This is a genomic window from Streptomyces sp. NPDC001401 (genome assembly GCF_042895385.1).
GTDB lineage: Bacteria > Actinomycetota > Actinomycetes > Streptomycetales > Streptomycetaceae > Streptomyces.
Map to the genome: position 1 here is coordinate 129,442 of NZ_JBIAWI010000002.1, position 17,570 is coordinate 147,011.

The 17,570-nt window shown below is 69.0% G+C and carries 9 protein-coding genes and 1 pseudogene; 8 read left to right on the plus strand and 2 right to left on the minus strand.

Annotated elements, in window-relative coordinates; genetic code table 11:
* Window positions 1-151 precede the first annotated feature (151 nt).
* Both ACFY10_RS08340 and hflX read left to right on the plus strand, forming a co-directional pair.
* Window positions 152-1,708, plus strand: a complete 1,557-nt coding sequence (locus ACFY10_RS08340) for a M1 family metallopeptidase (RefSeq protein WP_390664281.1) — start codon at window positions 152-154, stop codon at window positions 1,706-1,708.
* A 146-nt stretch (window positions 1,709-1,854) separates the two neighbouring features.
* Window positions 1,855-3,348 carry a GTPase HflX gene (gene hflX, locus ACFY10_RS08345; protein WP_390664282.1) on the plus strand — a complete coding sequence of 498 codons (1,494 nt, stop codon included), beginning with the start codon at window positions 1,855-1,857 and terminating at the stop codon, window positions 3,346-3,348.
* 214 nt (window positions 3,349-3,562) lie between these two features.
* On the opposite strand, the gene ACFY10_RS08350 is transcribed toward hflX, so the two are convergent.
* A complete protein-coding gene (locus ACFY10_RS08350) occupies window positions 3,563-4,795 on the minus strand; it encodes a trypsin-like serine peptidase (protein WP_390664283.1) in 1,233 nt (410 codons plus the stop codon).
* 370 nt (window positions 4,796-5,165) lie between these two features.
* Here ACFY10_RS08350 and ACFY10_RS08355 point away from each other — a divergent pair, with 370 nt between their 5' ends.
* From ACFY10_RS08355 to ACFY10_RS08370, 4 genes and pseudogenes are all read left to right on the plus strand, one after another.
* A complete protein-coding gene (locus tag ACFY10_RS08355; RefSeq protein WP_390664912.1) occupies window positions 5,166-6,761 on the plus strand; it encodes a diaminobutyrate--2-oxoglutarate transaminase family protein in 1,596 nt (531 codons plus the stop codon).
* 564 nt (window positions 6,762-7,325) lie between these two features.
* Window positions 7,326-9,287 (plus strand): annotated as a pseudogene (locus tag ACFY10_RS08360) (IucA/IucC family protein).
* Between the two features lie 77 nt (window positions 9,288-9,364).
* A complete protein-coding gene (locus ACFY10_RS08365; RefSeq protein WP_390664284.1) occupies window positions 9,365-10,174 on the plus strand; it encodes a GNAT family N-acetyltransferase in 810 nt (269 codons plus the stop codon).
* A 223-nt stretch (window positions 10,175-10,397) separates the two neighbouring features.
* Window positions 10,398-12,374 (plus strand): ATP-dependent DNA helicase, encoded by a 1,977-nt coding sequence (locus ACFY10_RS08370; protein ID WP_390664285.1) that lies wholly within the window; start codon window positions 10,398-10,400, stop codon window positions 12,372-12,374.
* 153 nt (window positions 12,375-12,527) lie between these two features.
* On the opposite strand, the gene lexA is transcribed toward ACFY10_RS08370, so the two are convergent.
* The gene (gene lexA / locus ACFY10_RS08375) at window positions 12,528-13,307 is read right to left on the minus strand and encodes a transcriptional repressor LexA (protein ID WP_030947215.1); all 780 of its coding nucleotides are present in this window, start codon (window positions 13,305-13,307) and stop codon (window positions 12,528-12,530) included.
* A 565-nt stretch (window positions 13,308-13,872) separates the two neighbouring features.
* Between lexA and nrdR the strand changes: the two genes are divergently transcribed.
* Both nrdR and ACFY10_RS08385 read left to right on the plus strand, forming a co-directional pair.
* Window positions 13,873-14,433, plus strand: coding sequence for a transcriptional regulator NrdR (gene nrdR / locus ACFY10_RS08380; protein ID WP_275781107.1), 561 nt, complete (start codon window positions 13,873-13,875; stop codon window positions 14,431-14,433).
* Between the two features lie 163 nt (window positions 14,434-14,596).
* Window positions 14,597-17,491: a vitamin B12-dependent ribonucleotide reductase gene (locus ACFY10_RS08385; RefSeq protein ID WP_390664286.1), complete on the plus strand. Its 2,895-nt coding sequence runs from the start codon at window positions 14,597-14,599 to the stop codon at window positions 17,489-17,491.
* Window positions 17,492-17,570 lie beyond the last annotated feature (79 nt).

Genomic DNA, 17,570 nt, shown 5'->3' on the forward strand with positions numbered 1-17,570 from the left:
CGCACGTGTCGCGAAGCCCAGCCCCGCGTGAGCCCCGTGCCGCGCGCCCCATAACGCCAGAGCCGCACACCCGCACGTGAGACCTACCCATTCGGGTGGGCCGAACGCGAGTCGTCGCCGTCCGGCACGCGCGCGCTGATAGCGGTGATCCATGCTGCTCACCCCGCGCTCCCAGGCCCCACGACCCGGCACCCACGGCCCGCGTCCCGGCATCGCGGCTCGGTTCCGCCGCCCTCCCCGGAGTCCCCGCCGTCTGAAGGCGACCGCACTGCTCGCCTCCGCCGTCTCCGTCTGCCTCCTGGCCGCGAGCTCGCCTCCCGCCCCCCTGGGCGTCGGCGACCGCCTCTACCCGGACCTCGGCAACCCCGGATACGACGTGGAGTCGTACAACCTCTCGTTCACCTATCCCGGGACCAACAGCAAGCCTCTCCAGGCGGTCACCACGATCAATGCCCGGACGACCACGGACCTGGCCCGGCTCAACCTCGACTTCGCCCACGGCAAGGTCGAATCGGTCCAGGTCAACGGTGAGCCGGCCACGTTCGCCAGCGCGGGCGACGACCTCGTCGTCACGCCCGCCAGGCCGCTGCCCGCGGGCAGCTGGACGCGGATCACCGTGCGGCACACCAGCAACCCCGTGGCCGCCAAGGACCAGGACGGCGGCTGGGTGCGTACCGAGGACGGGCTGGCCATGGCCAATCAGGCCGATGCCGCGCATGTGGTGTTCCCGTGCAACGACCACCCCTCCGACAAGGCGCTGTTCACCATCCGGATCACCGCCCCCAATGGCTACACAGCCGTGGCCAACGGCCTGCCGACCGGCGTGGAACGCGGCGACAAGTCGACCACCTGGACGTATCGCACCCGGCACCCCATGGCCACCGAGCTCGCCCAGGTGTCCATCGGCCGCTCCAGCGTGCTGAACCGCACCGGGCCGCATCACCTGCCCGTACGCGACGTCGTGCCCACCAAGGACCGCAAAGAGCTCGAACCGTGGCTCGCCAAGACCCCTGACCAGATCGCCTGGATGGAGAGCAAGGTCGGCCGCTACCCCTTCGAGACGTACGGCGTGCTCATGGCACAGGCGTCCACCGGCTTCGAACTCGAGACGCAGACGCTCTCTCTCTTCGAGAGAGAGCTCTTCACCGGCCACACCTACCCCAAGTGGTACGTCGAGTCGATCATGGTGCACGAGCTGTCCCACCAGTGGTTCGGCGACAGCGTCAGCCCGCGCACATGGTCCGACCTGTGGCTCAACGAAGGGCATGCCACGTGGTACGAGGCCCTGTACGCGGAGGAGAAGGGCCACATGCCCATGGAGAAACGAATGAAGGCCGCATACGCCGCCTCCGACGGCTGGCGAGCCGTCGGCGGGCCGCCGGCCGAGCCCAAGGCGCCCGACCCCGGTCAGAAGATCAGCATCTTCCGGCCGAACGTCTACGACGGCGCCGCGATCGTGCTCTATGCCCTGCGCCAGGAGATCGGCCGCCCCGCCTTCGAGCGCCTGGAACGGTCCTGGGTGAGCCTCCACCGCGACGGTACGGCCACCACCGCCGACTATGAACAGCTCGCCTCCCAGATCTCAGGGCGCGACCTGAGCGGCTTCTTCAAGGCCTGGCTGTACGGCAAGAAGACCCCGCCGATGCCCGGTCACCCGGACTGGAAGCCGGCGCCGCCCGCCACGAAGGCTGCAAAAGCCGCGAAATAAGGCGATGACCGGACGGCCTGTGCCGTGCGACCATCTTCGGGTCGGCGCGGCACGGGTCACGGGAATCTCCCGGGGTACTTGTGCGTTGTGCACAGTGACGGCTGTCGCGATCGCCGTATCGGAATCCCCATCGACGTAAGGACCCAATGACCTCCTCTTCATCCCCTTCCCAGGACACTGAGCGCTTCGCGCACACCTACCCCGAGCGTCTTCGGGCCGATGCCCTGATGGAAGAGGACGTCGCCTGGAGCCACGAGATCGACGGAGAGCGGGACGGCGACCAGTTCGACCGCTCCGAGCGCGCGGCCCTGCGCCGCGTGGCGGGCCTCTCCACCGAGCTCGAGGACGTCACCGAGGTCGAGTACCGCCAGCTCCGCCTGGAGCGCGTCGTGCTCGTCGGCGTCTGGACCACGGGGACCGCGCAGGACTCGGAGAACTCCCTCGCGGAGCTCGCCGCCCTCGCGGAGACCGCGGGTGCGCTTGTGCTCGACGGCGTGATCCAGCGCCGCGACAAGCCCGACGCCGCCACCTACATCGGTTCCGGCAAGGCCACCGAGCTGCGGGACATCGTTCTCGAAACCGGCGCGGACACTGTCATCTGCGACGGTGAGCTCAGCCCGGGCCAGCTCATCCACCTCGAGGACGTCGTCAAGGTCAAGGTCATCGACCGTACGGCGCTGATCCTCGACATCTTCGCCCAGCACGCCAAGTCCCGAGAGGGCAAGGCGCAGGTCGCGCTCGCCCAGATGCAGTACATGCTGCCGAGGCTGCGCGGCTGGGGTCAGTCGCTGTCCCGGCAGATGGGCGGCGGCAAGGGCGGCGGCCTCGCCACCCGTGGTCCCGGTGAGACCAAGATCGAGACGGACCGGCGGCGGATCCGCGAGAAGATGGCGAAGATGCGCCGGGAGATCGCGGAGATGAAGACCGGCCGCGAGATCAAGCGCCAGGAGCGCAAGCGCAACAAGGTGCCGTCCGTCGCCATCGCGGGCTACACCAACGCGGGCAAGTCCTCCCTGCTCAACCGCCTCACAGGCGCCGGTGTCCTGGTCGAGAACGCACTGTTCGCGACCCTGGACCCGACCGTCCGCCGGGCGGAGACGCCGAGTGGCCGCCTGTACACGCTGGCCGATACGGTCGGTTTTGTACGGCATCTGCCGCACCACCTGGTCGAGGCGTTCCGTTCCACCATGGAGGAGGTCGGCGAGTCCGACCTGATCCTGCACGTGGTCGACGGCTCGCACCCGGCGCCGGAGGAGCAGCTGGCCGCCGTGCGCGAGGTGATCAGGGACGTCGGCGCCACCGACGTACCCGAGATCGTCGTGATCAACAAGGCGGACGCGGCCGACCCGCTGACGCTCCAGCGGCTGATGCGGATCGAGAAGCGCTCCATCGCCGTATCGGCCCGCACCGGCCAGGGCATCCAGGAACTGCTCGCGCTCATCGACAACGAGCTGCCCAGGCCGTCCGTCGAGATCGAGGCGCTGGTGCCGTACACCCACGGCAAGCTGGTCGCCCGAGCCCACGACGAGGGCGAGGTGATCTCCGAGGAGCACACCCCGGAGGGCACGCTGCTCAAGGTGCGGGTGCACGAGGAACTGGCGGCGGACCTCGCGCCGTATGTCCCGGCCCCGGTCGTCTGAGCCGACGGACAGCTGAATTCCCGCAGAATCGCCAAAGGCCCGCCCCTTCACCCGGGGGCGGGCCTTCCGCACGAGCGGGTCAACGACCGCCGTATGTCGCGCTCAATGGGTTGAGGCGAGTGACAAATCGACTCCCGCTGTGCGGAACGGAGTTGAGCGAGGCAACGCGCCCCAGCCGTCACAAGGCGGCCGGGGCGCGTCTCTCTGCTGATCCCTACTGACCGGCGAACTTCTTGCTCACCGAGTCGTACACACCCTTGGCCACATCACCCAGCCGCGGTCCGGCCAGCCAGCCCGAAGTCACCGGGCCGATCGAGGTGTTGGACACCAGCGCCGGCTTGCCGTCCGAACCCGTCGCGACCCAGCCACCGCCGGACGAACCGCCGGTCATGGTGCAGCCGATGCGGTACATCGTCGGGTCCGAGGCGTTGATCGACAGCCGTCCCGGCTTGTCCGTGCACTGGAACATCTTCTGGCCGTCGAACGGCGCGGCGGCCGGGTAACCGGTCGCGGTGATGCTGGGAACCCTCGGCACGGCCGGGGCGTTGAAGTCGACAGGCAGTGCCGAACCGACCGTCTCCTCCAGCGACTTGCCGTTGCCGCCCTTCTCCGGCGTCACATGGATGACGGCGTAGTCGTACGAGGCACCGTCACCGCCCGTCTCGCCGCCCTTCTCGATCCACTGCTGCGAGGTCTGCGCCCAGTCGCCCCACCAGACGCCGAACGGAGCGGCCTCCTCCTTGGTGGCGTTGTGCAGTTGGGCGGCCGATTTGCCCGCGTTGTTGTACGACGGCACGAACGCGATGTTGCGGTACCAGCCGCCCTTCTTGCCGGCGTGCACGCAGTGGCCCGCCGTCCACACGAGGTTCGACTTGCCGGGGTGGGCCGGGTCCTCCACGACCGTCGCCGAGCAGACCATCGTGCCCTCGGGGGAGTCGAAGAACACCTTCCCGGACGTCGCCGCGTTGGCGTGGTACGTAGGCGCCACGGCCTTCGCGTCCACTGCTGCCGGCGTCGGGTCGGTCACGCCCTGGTCACCGGACAGGTCGTTGTCGTCGACGCCCTTGTCCGGGTCGTTGGCCTTCCGCATCCGGTCCGGGTTCCACAGGCCCTTGATGATCGGGTTGATGAAGTCGTCGGCCTCGCGCAGCCAGTCGTCCTTGTTCCAGTTCTTCCAGTCGCCGTTCTTCCACTTGTCGATGTCGATCCCGTGCTCTTTGAGCTTGTTCTTGATGTCGTCCGGGATCTTGATCTTGCCGTCGCCGCTGCTGCCGATGCCGGTAGCGGAGGCGGAAACTTGGCCGTCGGCCTTGTCGTCGCCCGAGTTGCAGGCGGTGGCGGTGAGCGCAAGTGCCGAGGCGAGGGCAACGGCGGCCAGAACGGGGGAGGTTCTGCGGCGGGCACCCCGTTTCCGGTGAACGGTGGCGGACGGCCTTATGGATCGCATGCTCTGACTCCCCCTGGGGTGAACTGAACAAATCGGGTGCTACGTCCGTGATTTCACGCTTGGTGCAGGTGATCTCATGTGACTTCACGGCTCCTTGGAACGGCATCACACACTATGCGCTCGCTGTGGGGGACTTCCGACGGAACGGCAACGGTTCCGTCACGGAAAGGATCTTGAGACAACCCGTAACCCGGTGAGCGATGGGGGGTTGGTAGCGGTGGGGGTTCTGCTGTCCGTGTGCGGTCCCCCGGCGGGAGGACAGGGAGTCGTGGCCGAGTCTGCAGGTGGCGGGAGTGCGTCCGAGGAGACTCTTGGGCGGCGTGCTGTCGGTGAGGTGTCCGCGACCGCGCGGGCCGCGCACGAGGGGATCCTGCGGCGCCAGTCGGCTCGCGAGTCGGCGGCGCGCACCTATGCGCGTGCCCTGCCGATCGTGCCGGTGCGGGCCCGGGGGATGACCATCGAGGGTGCCGACGGCCGCCGCTACCTCGACTGCCTCTCCGGAGCCGGAACGCTCGCCCTCGGCCACAACCACCCCGTGGTGCTGGAGGCCATCCGCAAAGTCCTCGACTCGGGCGCCCCGCTGCACGTCCTCGACCTGGCGACCCCCGTCAAGGACGCCTTCGTCACCGAGTTGTTCCACACCCTGCCGCGCGGTCTCGCCGACCACGCGCGCGTGCAGTTCTGCGGACCGGCGGGTACCGACGCGGTGGAGGCCGCGCTCAAGCTGGTCCGCACCGCGACCGGTCGCACCGGACTCCTGGCCTTCACCGGCGCCTACCACGGCATGACCGCCGGAGCCCTTGACGCGTCCGGGGACGCCTCGGACGTACGAGTCGCCCGCCTCCCCTATCCCCAGGACTACCGCTGCCCCTTCGGCGTCGGCGGCCCGCGTGGCGCCGAACTCGCAGCCCGCTGGACCGAATCCGTCCTCGACGACCCCAAGTCGGGGGTGCCACATCCTGCGGGGATGATCCTGGAACCCGTCCAGGGCGAGGGCGGGGTAATCCCCGCGCCGGACGAGTGGATGCGGCGCATGCGAAGGGTCACATCGGCCCGCTCCATCCCGCTGATCGCCGACGAGGTCCAGACGGGCGTCGGACGGACCGGTGCCTTCTGGGCGGTGGAGCACAGCGGCATCACCCCCGACGTGATGGTCCTCTCCAAGGCCATCGGCGGCAGCCTCCCCCTCGCCGTGGTGGTCTACCGCGACAACCTCGACGTCTGGGAACCCGGCGCCCACGCAGGCACCTTCCGTGGCAATCAACTCGCCATGGCTGCAGGCACGGCGACTCTGACCTACGTCCGCGAAAACCACCTCGCCGAGCGAGCGGCCGCCCTCGGCTCCCGCATGCTCGCCCAACTCCGCTCCCTGGCACGGGAGTTTCCGTGCGTCGGGGATGTGCGGGGACGGGGGCTGATGATCGGGGTGGAGTTGGTGGATGCGGAGGGGTATTGCGGGGGGCACGAGGGCGGGGGCTCCCGTGGCGGCGTTGGGGGTTCGGTGGCGCTCGAACGGGGGCTCGGGGAATTGGATTGGGCCCCTGACGAGCCGAGTCGGGGGGTGGACGGGTTGGATCGGAGTCGTCACAGGGGCAGGGTCGATCCCTCGATGGGGTGCGAGCCCCTCAACCGTGGGGTGGCTCCGGCGGCGGTGCCGGATTCCTGCGCCGGCAGCCCACGCCCGGCCGATCCCGAACTCGCGGCCGCCGTCCAGCGGGAGTGCCTGCGACGCGGCCTCATCGTCGAACTGGGGGGCCGCCACGCAAGCGTCGTACGGCTCCTCCCGCCACTGACGATCAGCGACGAACAGGCCGCCGCCGTACTCGACCGACTGGCCGATGCAGTGGAGGCGGCAGCCCGCGACCGCTCCGGCCGACCACTCGGAATACGACGGCCGCACGGACCCGCCCTGCAGCACCGACGGCAGGGCGAGCCAGCCGAGCGGGCAGGTCAGTACGGCAACTGATGCCGGAGTGCACTTGTACGTCCCGTCGGCACCAACGTCCATGCCTGTGCATGTCCCGTACCTCCCTGAACTTCTCGAACACCTTGAAACCAGGACTCCCATACCTCCACCTCGCCCGTAGCGCAGTACGGCCCAGGTTCGTCACCGCACGAGCCAGAACCACCCACGAGGACCGCCTTGAACCCCACCTCCGCATCCGACGCCCGTGCCCACGCCCCCGAACGTGGCCCCTCCGACGTACCGCCCTCCCAGCACACGCCACCTGCACCGGCGACCCCATCAGTGCCTTGTCAGCAGGGACGGGCCGCCGCGCGGGAGCCGGAGCAGTGCCCGGGGCCGGGGCGGGAGTCGGAGCAGGGGCCGGGCCCGGCTCGGGCTTCGGCCGGGGGTGGAGCCGCGGGGGAGTGCAGGGACGCCGGTCAGAAAGCAGGAAGCGGACCGAAGCGGGGCGAAGGCTCGGGGGCAGGCAGGATTCCGGTGCAGAAGGGTGACCGACAGCCACAGAGCGTGCCGCGACAAGGGCCGGCACCAGAGCAACAGGGGGCCCTGGAGAAAGAGAGGCCCCTGGAGCAAGAAAGGGCTTCTGAGCTAGCGAGGGCTCGGGAGCAGCGCAAAGTCCCCGTCGCCGAAAGCTCGCGCCACGCCGCCGCCGATCTCCTCGAGCACCCCGACCCGCGCACCGCAGCCGAGGCCGCGGCGGTCGAGAACCTGCTGCGCTGCTGGGTGCGCGAAGCCGGCCTGCACGCCCCCGACGACGGCACACTCCGCATCCCCTTGCCCGCCAGCGGCACGGCCCTCCTTGCCCCGGTCCATTACTGGTCCCCGACGGGATGGCACCGGTTCGGTCTCCCGTTCCTGGCCAATGCCCCCGAACATTCCCCACCGGCCGACGCGGTCACAGTCGCTGCACTGCTGGCCAGGGAGACGCCTGGCAGTGGCAACGACTCGGCCGCCCTGTCAGCCACCCCCGGACCCACGACCAGCGCCGCTTGCAGCCCCGCGACTGCACCGACACCAGCCCCCGCCCCCACCACCTCGACATCCGGCCCGGACCTGGTCGCCCGCGTCGCCGACTCCCTCCGCCGTACCGTCACGTTCATCCGTGACCGCCGGGAACGACCGTTCGACGGACCCGACCTCTTCCTCGCGTCCGAGCAGGCACTCGTACTCGGGCACCCGCTGCACCCGACCCCGAAGAGCCGTGAAGGTCTCTCCGAGGCTGAAGCGCGCCTGTACTCACCGGAGTTGCGCGGCTCCTTCCCCCTGCACTGGTTGGCTGTCGCCCCTTCTGCACTTGCCACGGACTCCGCATGGACCGAGCGCGGCCGTCCCGTCCCCGCGCCCCGGCTCATGGCTCAGCTTGCCGAAGCCGAGCTGATGCTTCCCGACGGCTACGCAGCTCTGCCGTTGCACCCCTGGCAGTTGCGGGAGGTTCGGCAACGCTCCGAGACCGCTGCCCTGTTCGACGCCGGACTACTCCGCGACCTCGGTACGCATGGCTCACCATGGCACCCCACCTCCTCCGTACGCACCGTCCACCGGTCCGGCTCCCCTGCCATGCTCAAACTGTCGCTGGGCTTGCGGATCACCAACTCCCGTCGCGAGAACCTCCGCAAGGAACTGCACCGAGGTGTCGAGGTCCACCGGCTGCTGCGCAGCGGCCTGTCCAAGTAGTGGCAGGCTGCGCACCCGGGGTTCGACATCGTCCGCGACCCGGCCTGGCTCGCGGTCGACGCGCCGGACGGCAGCCCCGTGCCCGGACTCGACGTGATGATCCGCCACAACCCGTTCAGCCCGTCCGACAACGTCTCCTGCATTGCCGGACTCGTCTCGCCCCGGCCGCAGGCTCAGGCAGACGGCACCTCAGCGGGCCCGGCGCGCCGCCCGGAGGATGGCCCGCCGCCCCTGCAGTCCCGTCTCGCCAGGGTCGTCATGCGCCTCGCGGGCCGAACCGGTCGTCCCTGTGCGGCCGTTGCCGCCGAGTGGTTCCTGCGCTACCTCGAGCAGGTCGTCCGTCCCGTGCTGTGGCTGGACGCGGAGGCGGGGATCGCCCTGGAGGCGCATCAACAGAACACGCTGCTCCTGCTGGACACCGACGGCTGGCCCACCGGCGGCCGCTACCGCGACAACCAGGGCTACTACTTCCGGGAGTCCCGGCGCACGGAACTCGACGCACGGCTGCCCGGTATCGGCGAGCACAGCGACACCTTCGTCTCCGACGAGGTCACAGACGAGCGTTTCGCCTACTACCTCGCGATCAACAACGTGCTCGGCCTCATCGGTGCCTTCGGCTCCCAGCGCCTCGCCGACGAACAGGTGCTGCTCGCCGCCTTCCGCCACTTCCTCGGCGACGTCGCCTCCGGCCCTGCCCGGTTGGACACTTCACTGCCTGCCCACCTGTTGGACTCACCTGTCCTGCGCTGCAAGGCCAACCTGCTGACCCGCCTGCACGGCCTCGACGAACTCGTCGGCCCGGTCGACACCCAGTCCGTCTACGTCACGATCGCCAACCTCCTTCATTTCTGACGGCCCCGCCGACCACCATCAACTCCCTTCGCTTCTGAGGAACATGCCCCATCCCGTCTTCTGAGAGGAGCGGCGCCGTGCCTCCCACCGACGCCAGCACACACGCAGCCACCGCCCCCGGCACTGACCTGGGCGCCGACTCGGGCTCCCTTAGGGCCGAGAGCAGTACCGGCATGGGCACGGACAACGAGGACACACTGGACCTTCGGCTGCCCGACGAACTGGTTGCACTCTTTGCAGGGGAAACCGACTCCGGCGAGACACGAAGGCGGCGCGAAGATCCAGCCCCGCCCGCTTCCGTCACCAGAGCCCACGACGACCTCCTCGACCGTGTCGCCGGCTGGGGGCCGGTCGTCACATCCGCGGGTGTGTTCCACCTTGCCCCCGTGCACGTCGAGCGGGACCTACCGCTTATCAGCCGCTGGATGAACGACCCTGCCGTCGCGGAGTTCTGGGAGCTGGCCGGCCCTGCGACCGTGACGGAGGGCCACCTACGGGCCCAGCTCTCCGGCGACGGACGCAGCGTTCCGTGTCTCGGTGTGCTGGAGGGCACGCCGATGAGCTACTGGGAGATCTACCGGGCAGACCTCGACCCATTGGCCCGCCACTATCCTGCTCGACCTCATGACACCGGAATCCACCTCCTCATCGGCGGAGTCGCCGACCGAGGCCGCAAACTCGGCAGCACACTGCTCAGAGCCGCGGCCGACCTCGCCCTAGACAGGCGGCCTGCCTGCGCACGCGTCATCGCGGAACCCGACCTTCGCAACACCCCCTCCGTCGCTGCTTTTCTGAGCGCCGGGTTCCGGTTCTCCGCCGAGGTCGACCTGCCCGCCAAGCGGGCCGCCCTCATGATCCGAGACCGGTCCCTGCGCGATCTGCTGTGACGCCGTGCCACGACAGCTTCACTTTTGGTACACCGCCCGTGCCGATCCGGTTCCCACTGGCGCCGATCCGGTTTCCACCAACGCCGGTCTCAAGGACACCCGAGCCGATCTTCCCGAGCGATCCGCCCCGACCCTCACCCGAGGAGCACCCGGTCTTGATCCCGCCCCTCGTCCCTGCCTTGATCACCCGTTTGTCAGTGCCGGGCCGTAGGGTGGTCGCGCTATGACGAAGCCCTCACTCCCCGAACTCCTGCACGCTGCCGTCACTGCCGTCGGTGGTACGGAGCGCCCCGGCCAGGTGACCATGGCCGAATCCGTCGCGGAGGCGATCGACGACGGTTCCCATCTGCTGGTCCAGGCCGGCACCGGCACCGGAAAGTCGCTGGGCTACCTCGTGCCCGCGCTCGCGCACGGGGAGCGTGTCGTCGTGGCGACGGCCACCCTCGCCCTGCAGCGCCAGCTCGTCGAGCGGGATCTGCCGCGCACCGTCGATGCGCTGCACCCTCTGCTGCGCCGCCGCCCGGAGTTCGCGATGCTGAAGGGCAGGTCGAACTACCTCTGCCTGCACCGCCTCCACGAGGGCGTCCCGCAGGACGAGGAGGAGGGTCTCTTCGACCAGTTCGAGGCAGCCGCGCCCACCAGCAAGCTGGGTCAGGATCTGCTGCGGCTGCGCGAGTGGTCGGACGAGACCGAGACCGGCGACCGCGACAACCTCACCCCCGGGGTGTCCGACCGGGCCTGGGCGCAGGTGTCGGTCTCCTCCCGGGAGTGCCTGGGTGCCACGAAGTGCGCGTACGGCGCCGAGTGCTTCGCCGAGATGGCCCGAGAGCGGGCCAAGCTCGCCGAGGTCGTCGTCACCAACCACGCTCTGCTTGCGATCGACGCCATCGAGGGCGCCCCGGTCCTCCCTCAGCACGAGGTGCTGATCGTCGACGAGGCGCACGAGCTGGTCTCCCGAGTCACCGGAGTGGCCACGGGCGAGCTCACGCCGGGCCAGGTCAACCGTGCGGTCCGCCGCGCCGCGAAGCTGGTCAACGAGAAGGCCGCCGACCAGCTCCAGACCGCCGCCGAGGGCTTCGAGCGGCTGATGGAGCTGGCCCTGCCGGGCCGCCTGGAGGAGATCCCGGAGGACCTCGGGTATGCGCTCATGGCGCTGCGCGACGCCTGTCGGACGGTGATCTCCGCGATCGGCGCGACCCGTGACAAGTCCGTCCAGGACGAGGATGCGGTCCGCAAGCAGGCGCTGGCGTCTGTGGAGACGGTGCACGACGTGGCGGAGCGGATCACGAACGGCTCCGAGTGGGACGTCGTCTGGTACGAGCGCCATGACCGCTTCGGAGCCTCCTTGCGTGTTGCCCCCATGTCCGTGTCGGGACTCCTGAGGGAGAAGCTCTTCGCGGACCGCTCCGTCGTCCTGACCTCCGCGACGCTGAAGCTGGGCGGCGATTTCAACGGCGTCGGCGCCTCCCTCGGGCTCGCCCCGGAAGGCACGGAGGGCGAGGACCTCCCGCAGTGGAAGGGTGTCGACGTCGGTTCGCCCTTCGACTACCCCAGGCAGGGCATCCTCTACGTCGCCAAGCATCTGTCGCGCCCCGCGCGGGACGGCGACCGCGCGGACATGCTGGACGAGCTGACGGAGTTGATCCAGGCGGCCGGCGGCCGCACCCTCGGCCTCTTCTCCTCCATGCGGGCTGCGCAGCTCGCCGCCGAGGAACTGCGCTCCCGGATCCCGGAGTTCCCGATCCTCCTCCAGGGTGAGGAGACGCTCGGCGAGCTGATCAAGAACTTCGCCGCCGACCCGAAAACCTGCCTGTTCGGCACGCTGTCGCTCTGGCAGGGCGTCGATGTCCCCGGACCCAGCTGCCAGCTCGTCGTCATGGACAAGATCCCGTTTCCGCGTCCGGACGACCCGCTGATGAGCGCCCGCCAGAAGGCGGTGGAGGACGCGGGAGGCAACGGCTTCATGGCAGTCGCCGCCACGCACGCCGCGCTGCTCATGGCCCAGGGCGCCGGCCGTCTCGTACGGGCCTCGGGGGACCGCGGGGTGGTCGCCGTACTGGACCAGCGACTGGCCACGGCGCGGTACGGCAGCTATCTGAAGGCGTCACTGCCGGACTTCTGGTACACGACGGACCGTAACCAGGTCCGGAAGTCGCTGGCGGCGATCGACGCGGCAGCGAAGAAGACAGAGGCCGAATGATCCGGGGTTGGTCTGTCGCGGCGGTGCGACGGACCAACCCCCGATGCAAAACACCTGCCGGTGGGGCCCGGACAGCACAGGGCCCCGGAACCGGCGCAGGGGTCCCGGGGCCCGGTCAGAGGGTGGTTCTGTACGAACCGCCCGCCGCAGCCGTCATACGCGCCGCAGCACGGCCACCACCTTTCCGAGGATGGTCGCGTCGTCGCCGGGGATCGGCTCGTACGCCGCGTTGTGCGGGAGGAGCCAGACGTGCCCGTCCTCGCGCTTGAAGCGCTTGACGGTGGCCTCGCCTTCGAGCATGGCCGCGACGATGTCGCCGTTCTCGGCGACGGGCTGGCGGCGCACCGTGACCCAGTCGCCGTCGCAGATCGCGGCCTCGATCATGGAATCGCCGACGACCTTCAGCACGAACAGCTCACCGTCACCGACCAGCTGGCGGGGGAGAGGGAAGACGTCCTCGACCGACTCCTCGGCGAGGATCGGGCCACCGGCGGCGATGCGGCCGACCAGCGGGACGTACGACGCGGCGGGCTTGCCTGCGGTGTCGGTGGGCTGCACGGAGGCGCCCTGGTCGGAGCCGCGCACCTCGTACGCGCGTGGACGGTGTGGATCGCGGCGCAGGAAGCCCTTGCGCTCCAGTGCCATCAGCTGGTGTGCAACCGAGGACGTGCTGGAGAGGCCGACCGCCTGGCCGATCTCCCGCATCGACGGCGGGTAGCCGCGCCGCTGCACGGAGTCCCTGATGACCTCGATCACCCGGCGCTGCCGGTCGGTGAGTCCCGAGCTGTCCGCCCGGATGCCTGGAGGTCGGCCCGGCAGGGAGCGCTTGTGCCCCTCGGGATTCACGGCTTCGTTCATCGCATGCACCGGCTCGAGTCGGCCCTGGGAGCGGTCCTGGGCAGTGATGGTGGCACTGTCTGCGGTGGTGGTCACGTCGGCCCCTCTCGATGGTCTCCCTGCTGGACAACGGTAGTTGCTTTCGAAAGGTTGCGCCAAACACACGTTCGAGTGAAAAAACGCGGATAGCCTGACTTGATCATGTGTCTGGGTGTATAGCTAACGCGGCACCTGGCGGACAAAAGGGCCCATTGTTGTACTCTTCACCGCCGGGGTGCTGACCTCGTGGGTTACTGCCCCAGTCTGCCATCCGGCATTCCGTCAACCGGGAACCGGCACCCATCTCTGCGGGAGCCCCACGTCGCCTCCCTGTGGCGCCCACGGTATCTCCGCATGTGTCGCAACGGTACGGCCGTGCGCCTCCGGATCCGGTGCGGCGCTCCGGTCACGTGGCACATGCCAATACGTGCGCGACACGCGCGTATGGCGTGCATGCATGGGCCAATCCCCACATCTAGTGGTTGGATTGCAGCAGCAGCCCAGAAGTTGTGGTCCCCGGGGTCTCCAGGCCCCTGGCGATCGCCTATGCTTGGGGCTGCTTCGAGGGGCCCATGAGGCCCAGCGAGGCTATTGAGTCTGCTGTGAGGAGGGTTGGGAGTTCATGCACTGCCCCTTCTGCAGGCACCCCGACAGCCGCGTCGTCGACAGTCGTACGACCGACGACGGTACGTCGATCCGCAGGCGCCGCCAGTGTCCGGACTGCTCCCGTCGTTTCACGACTGTGGAGACGTGCTCGCTCATGGTGGTCAAGCGGTCCGGAGTCACCGAGCCTTTCAGTCGTACCAAGGTCATCAATGGCGTGCGCAAGGCATGCCAGGGGCGGCCTGTCACCGAGGACGCACTCGCCCAGCTCGGCCAGCGGGTCGAGGAGGCGGTGCGGGCCACGGGAAGCGCCGAACTGACCACCCACGACGTGGGGCTGGCCATACTCGGCCCGTTGCAGGAGCTCGACCTCGTCGCGTATCTGCGATTCGCCTCCGTCTACCGGGCGTTCGACTCGCTCGAGGACTTCGAGGCCGCGATCGCGGAACTCAGGGAGGAGATGCGACCCGTCGCCGCGGACAACGACGACCGCGAGGACGCTGTCGCGGGGGGCCAGGAAGAAGACTGCGGGCCCGGAGGGACTGCTCAGGTCCCCGAGCCCGCCCACGCCGCCGACTGACCGGCGGGCCGGAACCGGGCGGAGACCCCGATTCCGGCCGGACGGCGGCTATCGAAGACCCGTTGCGGGCGGCAGCGCGAGATGCCCGCAACACCAGACACCACACCGTGCCACGGGAACATCGGGGCACTTCAGGGCGTTTTAGCCCGTACAGGGAGGCGGCATGACAGAGACGGCGAGCGGTCCGGCACGGAGTTCCCGCGCCAAGGGCACCAAGGCGACCAAGGGACTGCGTATCGAGCGCATCCACACCACCCCCGGCGTGCACCCGTACGACGAGGTTCAGTGGGAGCGCCGTGACGTCGTCATGACCAACTGGCGCGACGGCTCGGTCAATTTCGAGCAGCGCGGCGTCGAGTTCCCCGACTTCTGGTCGGTGAACGCGGTCAACATCGTCACCAGCAAGTACTTCCGCGGTGCCGTCGGCACCCCGCAGCGCGAGACCGGCCTCAAGCAGCTGATCGACCGCATCGTGAAGACGTACCGGAAGGCCGGCGAGGACTACAAGTACTTCGCCTCGCCCGCCGACGCGGAGATCTTCGAGCACGAGCTGGCGTACGCCCTCCTGCACCAGATCTTCAGCTTCAACAGCCCCGTGTGGTTCAACGTGGGCACCCCGCAGCCCCAGCAGGTCTCCGCCTGCTTCATCCTGGCCGTCGACGACTCCATGGAGTCGATCCTCGACTGGTACAAGGAAGAGGGCATGATCTTCAAGGGCGGCTCCGGCGCCGGCCTGAACCTCTCCCGCATCCGCTCCTCCAAGGAGCTGCTGTCCTCTGGTGGCAACGCCTCCGGGCCGGTCTCCTTCATGCGCGGCGCCGACGCGTCCGCCGGCACCATCAAGTCCGGTGGCGCCACCCGCCGTGCCGCCAAGATGGTCATCCTCGACGTCGACCACCCCGACATCGAGGACTTCATCGAGACCAAGGTGAAGGAAGAGGAGAAGATCCGCGCCCTGCGCGACGCGGGCTTCGACATGGACCTCGGCGGGGACGACATCACCTCCGTCCAGTACCAGAACGCCAACAACTCGGTCCGGGTGAACGACACGTTCATGAAGGCCGTCGAGTCGGGTGGCAAGTTCGGCCTGACGTCCCGCATGACCGGCGAGGTCATCGAAGAGGTCGACGCCAAGACCCTGTTCCGCAAGATGGCCGAGGCGGCCTGGGCCTGCGCCGACCCGGGCATCCAGTACGACGACACCATCAACCACTGGCACACCTGCCCGGAGTCCGGCCGTATCAACGGCTCGAACCCCTGCAGCGAGTACATGCACCTGGACAACACGTCCTGCAACCTCGCCTCGCTGAACCTGATGAAGTTCCTGAAGGACGACGGCAAGGGCCACCAGTCCTTCGACGTCGAGCGCTTCGCCAAGGTCGTCGAGCTCGTCATCACCGCGATGGACATCTCCATCTGCTTCGCGGACTTCCCGACCCAGAAGATCGGTGAGAACACGCGCGCGTTCCGCCAGCTCGGCATCGGGTACGCCAACCTCGGCGCCCTGCTGATGGCGACCGGCCACGCGTACGACTCCGACGGCGGCCGTTCCCTGGCCGGCGCCATCACCTCCCTGATGACCGGCACGTCGTACAAGCGCTCCGCCGAACTCGCCGCGGTCGTCGGCCCGTACGACGGCTACGCCCGCAACGCCAGCGCCCACAACCGCGTCATGAAGCAGCACTCCGACGCCAACACCGTGGCCGTCCGCATCGACGACCTCGACACGCCGATCTGGGCCGCCGCCACGGAGGCCTGGCAGGACGTGCTGCGCCTCGGTGAGAAGAACGGTTTCCGTAACGCCCAGGCGTCCGTCATCGCCCCGACCGGCACCATCGGCCTCGCGATGTCCTGCGACACCACCGGTCTTGAGCCCGACCTCGCCCTGGTCAAGTTCAAGAAGCTGGTCGGCGGCGGCTCGATGCAGATCGTCAACGGCACGGTTCCGCAGGCCCTGCGGCGCCTGGGCTACCAGGAGGAGCAGATCGAGGCGATCGTCGCCCACATCGCCGACCACGGCAATGTCGTCGACGCCCCGGGCCTCAAGCACGAGCACTACGAGGTGTTCGACTGTGCCATGGGCGAGCGCTCCATCTCCGCGATGGGCCACGTCCGCATGATGGCCGCGATCCAGCCGTGGATCTCCGGCGCGCTCTCCAAGACGGTCAATCTGCCGGAGACGGCGACCGTCGAGGACGTCGAAGAGGTCTACTTCGAGGCCTGGAAGATGGGCGTCAAGGCGCTCGCCATCTACCGCGACAACTGCAAGGTCGGCCAGCCCCTCTCCGCCAAGACCAAGGAGAAGGAGAAGACCGAGGTCACGGAGAAGGCCGAGGCGACCATCCGCGAGACGGTCGAGAAGATCGTCGAGTACCGCCCGGTCCGCAAGCGCCTCCCCAAGGGCCGCCCCGGCATCACGACGTCCTTCACCGTCGGCGGCGCCGAGGGCTACATGACCGCCAACTCCTACCCGGACGACGGTCTCGGCGAGGTCTTCCTGAAGATGTCCAAGCAGGGCTCCACCCTCGCGGGCATGATGGACGCCTTCTCGATCGCCGTCTCGGTCGGTCTGCAGTACGGCGTGCCGCTGGAGACGTACGTCTCGAAGTTCACGAACATGCGCTTCGAGCCGGCCGGCATGACGGACGACCCGGACGTGCGGATGGCGCAGTCGATCGTCGACTACATCTTCCGCCGCCTGGCGCTCGACTTCCTGCCCTTCGAGACGCGTTCCGCCCTCGGGATCCACTCCGCCGAGGAGCGCCAGCGTCACCTGGAGACCGGTTCGTACGAGCCCTCCGATGACGAGGTGGACGTCGAGGGCCTGGCCCAGTCGGCGCCGCGCGCCCAGGAGCTGAAGGCTGTCGCCACGCCGCGTGCCGAGGTCGAGGCGGCCAAGCCCGCCCCGAAGCAGGCCCACACCAGCGCCGAACTGGTGGAGATGCAGCTTGGCATCCAGGCCGACGCCCCGCTGTGCTTCTCCTGCGGGACGAAGATGCAGCGGGCCGGGTCCTGCTACATCTGCGAGGGCTGCGGCTCGACCAGCGGCTGCAGCTGACCCAGGCAGGGGCACGCCCCGCCTGACAGACAGTCCCTGAAGAGGAGGGGCGCCGACCATGCGTCGGCGCCCCTCCTCG